9 protein-coding genes are annotated in these 8,501 nt (G+C 65.7%); all 9 read left to right on the top strand.

All coding sequences use genetic code 11. The features are described 5' to 3' along the window. Nucleotides 1-116 precede the first annotated feature (116 nt). The 9 genes from Q0J74_RS09080 to Q0J74_RS09040 all read left to right on the top strand — a co-directional run bounded on the left by Q0J74_RS09080 (nucleotide 117) and on the right by Q0J74_RS09040 (nucleotide 8,395). A complete protein-coding gene (locus Q0J74_RS09080; RefSeq protein WP_297213632.1) occupies nucleotides 117-1,646 on the top strand; it encodes an amino acid adenylation domain-containing protein in 1,530 nt (509 codons plus the stop codon). Further along, nucleotides 1,643-2,119, top strand: coding sequence for a GNAT family N-acetyltransferase (locus tag Q0J74_RS09075; RefSeq protein ID WP_297213629.1), 477 nt, complete (start codon nucleotides 1,643-1,645; stop codon nucleotides 2,117-2,119). The genes Q0J74_RS09080 and Q0J74_RS09075 overlap by 4 nt, the downstream gene beginning before the upstream one ends. Nucleotides 2,120-2,136: 17 nt before the next feature. After that, a complete protein-coding gene (locus Q0J74_RS09070) occupies nucleotides 2,137-2,394 on the top strand; it encodes an acyl carrier protein (protein WP_297213626.1) in 258 nt (85 codons plus the stop codon). A 6-nt stretch (nucleotides 2,395-2,400) separates the two neighbouring features. Continuing rightward, nucleotides 2,401-3,555: an MBOAT family O-acyltransferase gene (locus Q0J74_RS09065; RefSeq protein WP_297213623.1), complete on the top strand. Its 1,155-nt coding sequence runs from the start codon at nucleotides 2,401-2,403 to the stop codon at nucleotides 3,553-3,555. Continuing rightward, nucleotides 3,552-4,442 (top strand): hypothetical protein, encoded by an 891-nt coding sequence (locus Q0J74_RS09060; protein ID WP_297213620.1) that lies wholly within the window; start codon nucleotides 3,552-3,554, stop codon nucleotides 4,440-4,442. Before Q0J74_RS09065 ends, Q0J74_RS09060 begins: the two co-directional genes overlap by 4 nt. Nucleotide 4,443: 1 nt before the next feature. Next, nucleotides 4,444-5,910: a hypothetical protein gene (locus tag Q0J74_RS09055; protein ID WP_297213617.1), complete on the top strand. Its 1,467-nt coding sequence runs from the start codon at nucleotides 4,444-4,446 to the stop codon at nucleotides 5,908-5,910. Nucleotides 5,911-5,957: 47 nt separating this feature from the next. After that, nucleotides 5,958-6,653 (top strand): GNAT family N-acetyltransferase, encoded by a 696-nt coding sequence (locus tag Q0J74_RS09050; RefSeq protein ID WP_297213614.1) that lies wholly within the window; start codon nucleotides 5,958-5,960, stop codon nucleotides 6,651-6,653. Between the two features lie 108 nt (nucleotides 6,654-6,761). Beyond that, nucleotides 6,762-7,085, top strand: coding sequence for a PadR family transcriptional regulator (locus Q0J74_RS09045; RefSeq protein WP_297213612.1), 324 nt, complete (start codon nucleotides 6,762-6,764; stop codon nucleotides 7,083-7,085). Continuing rightward, a complete protein-coding gene (locus tag Q0J74_RS09040; protein ID WP_297213609.1) occupies nucleotides 7,082-8,395 on the top strand; it encodes a DUF2812 domain-containing protein in 1,314 nt (437 codons plus the stop codon). Before Q0J74_RS09045 ends, Q0J74_RS09040 begins: the two co-directional genes overlap by 4 nt. Nucleotides 8,396-8,501: the final 106 nt, after the last annotated feature.

Raw genomic sequence — 8,501 nt, 5'->3', positions numbered from 1 at the left:
ATTCCCCAGTACATGCTGCCGGGGAAGCTGGTGTGCATGGACAAGCTGCCCCACACCGCCAACGACAAGATTGACCGGGTGGGCCTGAAGGCCGCCCTGACGGAGGGGAACCAATCATGCTGAATTCCGCGGCCCGATGGCTGGCACAGACCGCCGCCCGCTTCCCGGAGCGGACGGCGGTGGAGGACGAGTGGGGGACCCTGACCTGGCGGGAGCTGGAGGAGGCGGTGGAGCGGACGGCCACCGCCATGCTGGAGCTGGGGGTGTCGCCCAACCAGCCGGTGCTGGTCTACCTGCCCAAGAGCCGGGAGAGTGTGGTGAGCTTTCTGGCCGCCCTGTATGCCGGCTGCCCCTATGCCCCGGTGGATTACGCCATTCCCATGGAGCGGATGGGACGCACCCTGGAGAATCTGAAGCCCGCCCTGGTGGTCACCGACCAGGAGGGCATGGAGCGGCTGGCCGGGCTGGGGGCGGAGCGTGCCGTCCTCTACACCCGCCTGGCGGCGGCGGAGGCCGACCACCGGCGGGTGATGGCTGCCCTGGAGGCGGTGATCGACACCGACCCCTGCTATATCATGTATACCTCCGGCTCCACCGGGGTACCCAAGGGAGTCACCGTCCCCCATCGGGGGGTGCTGGAGTATGCCCAGGCGGTGGTGGACACTTTTGGGCTGACCCAGGACTCGGTACTGGGTCTCCAGTCCGGCTTCCACTTTGACAACAGTGTGTTCGATCTCTACGGCTGCCTGATGACCGGGGCCAGGCTGGTGATTATCCCGGAAATCCTCTTTATGTACCCCCACAAGCTGCTGGATCTGCTGGAGGAGAAGGGGGTCACCTGCCTGTTCTGGGTACCCACGGTGATGATTTCGGTGGCCAACTCCGGCGCCCTGGAGGGCCGGGTGCTGCCGGCGCTGAAAACCGTGGTCTTTGCCGGAGAGGTGATGCCCAACCGGCAGCTGAATCTCTGGCGCCGCACCCTGCCCGGCCGGGTGTACGCCAACCTCTACGGACCTACCGAGATTACGGTGGATTGCACCTGCTACCTGGTGGACCGGGAGTTTGCCGACAGCGAGCCCCTGCCCATCGGCAAGCCCTGGCGGGGGGCGCGGGTGCTGCTGCTGAAGGAGGACAACACCCCCGCCGCCCCGGGGGAGGAGGGGGAAATCTGCGTGCTGGGCAGCGGCGTGGCCCTGGGCTACTGGAACGCCCCAGAGCAGACCGCCAGGGCCTTCGTCCCCAACCCCCTCAACCCGGACTACCCGGAGATCATGTACCGCACCGGGGACTTGGGGAGGTGGGATGCTGACGGCAACATCCTCTTCTGCGGACGGCGGGACCACCAGTTCAAGCTGCGGGGCAACCGCATCGAGCTGGGGGACATTGAGACCGCCGCTGCCACCCTGGAGGGGGTGGACAAGGTGTGCGCCCTGTTTGACGAGCTCAACCAGGAGATTGTCCTGGCGGTGGAGAGCCAGACGGCCCTCCAGTTGCGGAAGGTAAACCTGGCTCTGGGCAGGCTGATTCCCAAATATATGCTGCCCAAGCGGCTGGAGATCTTTGAAGCCCTGCCCCTCACCCCCAACCGGAAGATTGACCGGGTGCTGCTCCGCCGGCAGCTGGTGGAGGGGAGGCGGGAGCCGTGAAGGGCTGGACGCTGCGGGAGGCCGAAGAGGCGGACCTGCCTGCCCTGCTGGAGCTCCAGCGGGACTACCACCGGGAGCTGCGGGAATTTGGTATGCCCTATGAGCTGCGGCCCCAGGGGCTGGAGGAGGCCCTCCGCCTGCGCATCCGCTCCCGCCTGATTTTCACGGCGGTGGCCCAGGGGGAGGACGGCAGCCTGGGGGGCTTCGTGGTATGCTCCATCCTGCGCCTGGCCAACGAGTATCTGTGCGGGGGCTGCGGCAGCGTGGGCTACCTCAACGATTTGTATGTGGCGCCCGCCCTCCGGCGGCAGGGACTGGCCCTGGCCCTTACCGGCCTGGCGGAGGACTGGCTGCGGCAGCGGGAGATTCCCACCATGCAGCTGCAGGTATTGCAGAATAACCCCGCCGCCCACCGCTACTGGCAGCGGGCGGGCATGGGGCCGGTGGGTACGCTGTATGATAAAAAATTATAGAAAGTGAGGAAATTGCCATGGAACATTCGGTGAAAGATACCCTGCGGGCCTTTATTCTGGAGCACTTTGACATCCCCGCCGACGACCCGGACTTCGGGGACGACGTGCATCTGTTCGACTACGGCTTTGTGGATTCCCTGGGGGCCACGGAGATCGTCCTGTTCCTGGAGGACACCTACCACGTGGAGATTACCCAGAAGGACATCATCCTCTACCCCATGAATACCGTGGAGGAGATTGCCGCGGTGGTGGAGCAGAAGCTGGCGGAGCGATAAGGGACCATGTGGTATTTGCAGACCGACACCCTGGCCTGGATTCTGGGGTCCACGCTGCTCTATGCCGCCGCTGCCGCCATCCTGCGCAGGGTCAGCCCCCAACGGCGGCTGACCCCCTTTTTGCTGCTGTTTGATCTGGGGCTGCTGGCCTTCGTCTCCTGGCAGCTGGCGGTGTTCCACGTGGGCTATACCCTCGTCACCTACGCCATGCTCCGGGTGCTGAAGGCCGCCCGGGGGGAGGGCCTGCGGCGGGGACTGTTTGTCCTGTTCTGCGCCCTGTGCGCCCTGCCCTTCTTCTACGCCCGCTTTGCCCTCATGCTCCCCATGCTGCCCGCCGTCTTTACCCTGGTGGGTTTTGCCTACAACATGCTCAAGGCCATTGACGGCATCTTCTACGTCTACTACGCCGACAAGGATATTCCCCTTGCCGCCTACGCCAACTTCCTGCTGTTTTTCCCGGTGCTTACCTCGGGACCCATCCTCCGCTACCGGGATTTCGAGCGGGACTATCTGGCTCCCCGGCCGGTGACCGCCCAGGTCACCACCCAGGCGGTGAAGCGCCTCATCCGGGGTATGTTCAAGAAGATGGTGCTGGTGGCCCTGCTGGGCCAGGCGCTGGAGCGGCTGCTGGAGGCCAGGCTGTGCCTGCCGGTGAGCCTGGGGCTGATTGCGGTGTGCTACTTCACCCTCTATTTCGATTTGTCGGGGTACAGCGACATCGCCATCGCCGTCTCCGCCTTTACCGGCTTTACCGTGGCGGAGAACTTTAAGGAGCCCCTGACCGCTGCCAGCTTTACCCAGTTCTGGCGGAAATGGCACGTCACCCTCAGCGACTGGATTCGGGAGCACATCTTCGTGGTGGTCAGCGGCAGGCGGCTCAGCCGCCCCGCCTCCGCCGCCATCGGCATGTGCACCATGCTGGTGATGAGCATGTGGCACGGCTTTAGCTGGAAAAACCTGGCCTGCGGCGCCTTTATGGGCGGCCTGCTGGCCCTGGAAAACCTGCTGGGCCTCACCACCGCCGACCGGCGGCGGATGCCGGAGGGAGTATTCCGGCTGCGCTGCCTGGTGGTCAACTTTGCCTTCGGCATCAACGCCCTGTCCTTCTCCATGGATTTGGGCCAGATGGCGGAAGTGGTGAAAGGACTCGTCCGCCTATGAAAAACTGGCTGAAACGATATGCCTTCCTCCTGCTGCTGGCGGCGGTGCTGGCAGGAGGCGAGGCCTGCCTCACCCTCACCGACCCGGTGGGGCAGATGACCTGCATCTGGCGCAACGACTATGAGCTTATCCGCCTGGAGCACCCGGACATGACCTTTGAGAAGGCCATCTTCGGCAGCAGCGCCGTCACCGCCTCCTACATCGAGGGGCGGGAGGGCAGCGCGGGCTATGCCAACATCGGCATGGACTACGGCACGGTGAAGGACATCACCGAAATGCTGGAGCAGGGGAAGCTGACGGTGACGGAGGATCTGGTGCTGGGGCTGAACAACCTGTCCTTCCTGGACAGCCTGCCCACCAACGCCACCTATCCCTGGCACCGGAAATGGTATGAGCCCTACCTCTACTTCCAGCGGGACCGGCTGAGCCAGCTGCTCACCGATGGGGTGGACCACCTGCTCCGGGGGGAGCCCTTTCTCAGTGTGGATTCCAGCGGCCAGCAGCGGGCGGTGTACCGGGGCGCGCTGTCCGACGCCGACCTGATGACCAGCTGGAAGAGCCTGGTGGAGCGCTTCGGGGAGACCACGCCCGCCGACTGCGCCGAGAACTTTGCCGCCCTGGACCGGCTGGCCGCTTGGTGTGAGACCCACGGGATCCGGCTGCGGGCCATCTGGATGCCCTGGAACGGCAAGCTGGACATCTACCCCGCCGCCCAGGGAATTATGGACTATGCCGAAGAGCAGCTGGAGCGGCTGGGCATCGAGACCCTGGATATGACCCGGGTGGTGGAGGACCAGTACTTCTTTGACACGGGACACCTGGATTACGATACCGGCGCCCCCTGGTTTACCGATTATATCGACCCCTGGCTGGCGGAGGAGGGCTGACATGGAGCAACAGAAGAGACTGGCCCTGACCGAAGAGGAGCAGACCCTCCGCCGGGAACTGGGTGAACCCGCCGGAAGGCCGGGCCTGCTCCTGCTGCTGCCCGCCGCCGCCCTGACGGTGCTGGCGGCGGCGGGGATTTGCCGGGAAGCGGGTACCCTTCAGCCCTTGTACACCGGTGCCGCCCTGGGGGGACTGTTCTGCCTTATCCTGCTGGTCCGGCTGCTGGCGGGGGAAAGCCGGATATGGCTGGTTCTGCTGGCGGTGGGAGCGGCGGTTTTGCGGGGAGTATTTGCCCTGAAGTGGACAGTGTGGCCCCACGGGGACTACCTCGCCGGCTGGAACCTGGCCCTGGAGCTGTCCCGGGCGGGGGCGGGGGAGTGGCGCGCTCTGGCCCAGGGCGCCGGACTGGCAGAGGGGCTGCCCTTTGTCCTCTATGAGAGCCTGGTGCTCCGGCTCTTTGGTCCCACCCTGGCGGCGGTACAGCTGACCAACGGGGTGTGGGGCGGGGTGGGCTGCCTGCTCACCGCCCTGATCGGGGAGAAGCTCACCGGCTCCCGGCTGGCCGGGCTGATGGCCGGGGGTATCCTGGCCCTCTGCCCCACCCTGCTCTTTGCGGCCGGGGTGCTCACCCCCATGCCTCTGTACACCGCCCTGCTGCTGGCGGGGCTGTGGCTGCTGCTCTGCCGCCCCTTTTCCAAAACAGGTTGGAACCACGGCCTGGCCGGGGCGGCCTGGGGGCTGTGCCTGGCGCTGGAGCCCGGCCTGCCCGTGCCTCTGCTGGGAGCGGTGGCCTGGCTGCTGCTCACCCTGCCCGGACGGAAAACGGACGGGGCGATGGGAAGGCGGGTGTTGGTACTGGCTGCGGCCCTGCTGCTGGCATGGCTGGCGGCGGGCGGTCTGGTATGGCTGCTCACCGGCGCTGGACCCCTGGCGGGGCTGGAGGCGGGAGCGCTGTCCCTCCGGGCCATGGCGGAGCGGGTGCGGCAGCAGTTTGCCTCCTACGATTACAGCTGGGCCAGAGTGGACGGGGGAACCCCCCTTCGGGACCAGATTGTTCAGACGATGATGCATCCGCTGCTGCAAAGCTATATGCTGGGGGTGCTGCTGCTGGCCGCCGGGGGTATTCTGGCCGGAGTGCGCTCCGCCTCCAGGCGGAGCCTGCTGCCCCATGCCCTGCTGCTGGCGGGAACGGCGGCGGCCATGGTGCTGCCCGCCGACCCCATTTCCAACAGCTGGGCGATCCCGCTGTTTGCCCTGCTGGCCGGAGCTCCCGCCGGGCAGCTGGCGGAGTGGACGGTGCAGATGTCCGCCCCGGAGGGGGGCAAGGGCCGGAAAAAGGCACCCCCTCTGCCCGCCCCCCTGTGGACGGTGAAGTTGGTGGTGAGTGTGGCGGTATACGCCGCCATGCTGGCTCTGGTACTGATCTTTTTCACCGGAAATGGTGTGTTTGTCTATGAGGCCTTCTGACCCGGCGGAGTGGCCGGGGGAGGAATGGGGAAGGAGAGACGGTGGATATGGAAGCTGCCTATGAGATTTTTGCCGGAGAAATTGCGGCCAAGGGGACGGGGTATCTGGCCATCCGCCGGTGCAGGACCGCGGAGCTGGGAGAGCAGCTGAGCCGGGGCAGGGAGGAACTGCTGGGTCTGGGCGCCTCCCAGCTGCTGGTCACCTCCAGCGACCCGGAGGCCCCTCTTTTTGAGGGAGAGTGGGACGGCTTCTCCCTGGTCCACGCTCGGGATCTGCTGTGGATGGAGCGGGAGCTGACTGCCCTGCCGCCCCACCAGGAGGAGGTGGAGCTGTGTCCCCTTACCCGGGGGCGGGGCGGGACCTGGCTCACGCTCCACAACGCCTGCTTTTTTGACATGCCCAACTCCGCCACCTACGGTCCCCTGGACCTGGAGCGGGCGCTCTCGCCGGAGTTTGTCTGCGGCTTCGTCCAGCACGACCAGGTCCCGGTGGGAGTGTACGAGCTGGACCTGTCGGGGGAGACGCCGGTAATTGACGGCATCGCCCTCCATAAGGACTTCCGGGGCAGGGGCCTGGGAAAGAGTCTGCTGTCCGCGGTGCTGGAACTGCTGGCGGAGCGGGGATATCCCTGCTGCCGCCTGCTGGTGGCCACCGATAATCAAAGAGCCTTTTCTCTCTATCGCTCCGCCGGATTCCGGGCGGAGGGCGTGCGGAGCCGGTGGTTCCAGATGCTGGCCAAATAAACTTTTACGAGGAGCCGGAGACGGCCCCTCTTTTTATGCTTGACTTATATCGAATATTGATATAGTATCATTATAACGAACATCGATATACTCCGGGAGGTGAGGAGGATGGCCCGTAAAAAGCTGGAGACCCTGACGGAGCAGATGTTTTACGTTCTGTTGGCCCTGCGGACCGAGCGCCATGGCTACGGCATCATGCAGGCCATCACCGCCCTGACAGACGGTCGGGTGAACATCGGGGCGGGTACCCTGTACGCCTTGCTGGAACGATTTGAGGGGGAGAAGCTGATCGCCCTCACCCGGGTGGAGGACAAGCGGAAGTACTACCAGCTCACCCCGGAGGGGGACCGCGCCCTGCGGGAGGAGTACCGGCGCATTCGCCAGCAGGCGGCGGACATGGAGGCGGTTTTGCGGGAGGAGGAAGGGACATGAAGCGGAAATGGACGGTATTTGCCTATCCCGTCATGGATATCAAGGCGGCGGAGGCCATGCTCAACCGCCGGGCGGCGGAGGGTTGGCGGCTGGAAAAGATGTGGCTGGACCTGCTGGCCGCCTTTGTCCCGGCGGAGGAGCCGGTATGCTACTGCCTGGACTGGTACGACCCCAACCGGGAGGATGGGCTGGACTACCGCACCCTGCTGGCCGACGCGGGCTGGCGGCAGGTGGGGCAGCTCAGCTACTGGAACCTCTACGAGGCCCCGGCGGGGACGGCCCCCATCCAGACCGACGGGGAATTGGAGTACCGGCGGTTCCGGAAAAAGGCCCTGCGGCGAATGACCATCGGCTGGGGGACCACGGGGGGCATTCTGGCGGTGCTGGCGCTGCTGCTGGGCGTGGCGGCGGCTTGGAAGCCGGGGGCGCTGGACTGGCGCTTTTTGGCCACCTTTTTCACGGATACCAACACAGGGGCTATGCTCTTCCTGCTGCTGCCCCTGCTTCTGCCGGGCGGGGTGCTGTGGTCGGGAAGGCTGCTGCTGCGGCTGGGCCAATGGAAGCGGGCCATTGCCCGGGAGGAGTCCTTCCCGGTACCGGGGCCGGGCAGTACCCTGGCAGCCCGGCTGTGTACCCTGGCGGGGAATCTGCTCCTGATCCCCCTGGTGCTGGCTTTCCTGCTGGACACCATGGCAAAGGAAGTGAATCTGGGATGGATCATCGGTACGGCCATCGGCTGCCTGATCGTACTGGGCAGGGACCCCATGCTGATGGAGTACCAGCGTAAGCGCCGGTATGCCAAGGGTACCCTGGTCTGTGTGGCGGTGCTGCTGGTGCTGCGGCTGCTGCCCCTGTCCGGGGTGGCGGGGCTGGTGTGTGTCAGACCGCCTCTGGCGGATGGGCGGCTCCTGCCGGAGCGGACCGATGTGGAGCGGCTGGAGACCCACGCCACCCTCCTGTCCGCCCGGACGGAATGGTATGAGGTCGGGACCATGACGGAGGGCGGCTTCGCCTACGGCTATGCGGAGAGCGAGGCATGGGCGCTGCCCTGGGACTGGCTGGCCGATTGGGTAACGGAGCAGTACCGGAAAGAACTGGGTACCGCCAACCAGAAGGAGGTGCCTGGCTATGAGAATGTGTGGCTGGAGCGGTACGGCATATCCGGCGGCAACTATCCGGAGGGGGCTGCGGGGGATGTGTGGCTCATCCGCCGGGGCAGCGTGGTTTTGTGGGTAGAGACCAACATGGGGCCGCTGGACGGGCAGTGGCTGGACGGTATTCTGGCCCGGCTGGAGGAGGATGGAGCGTGAAAGATAAGATGACCCGGTGGTTCCGCTACACCGCCGAGGACGTGAAAGCCGCCCAGGCGGAGCTGGATGAGCTGGCGGATCAGGGCTGGGAGCTGGCGGAGCTGGG

It is taken from the genome of uncultured Flavonifractor sp., assembly GCF_944387675.1.
Taxonomy (GTDB): Bacteria; Bacillota; Clostridia; order Oscillospirales; family Oscillospiraceae; genus Flavonifractor.
Note: the sequence above shows the minus strand (reverse complement) of the source record. Positions and strands in the feature narration are given on the sequence as shown.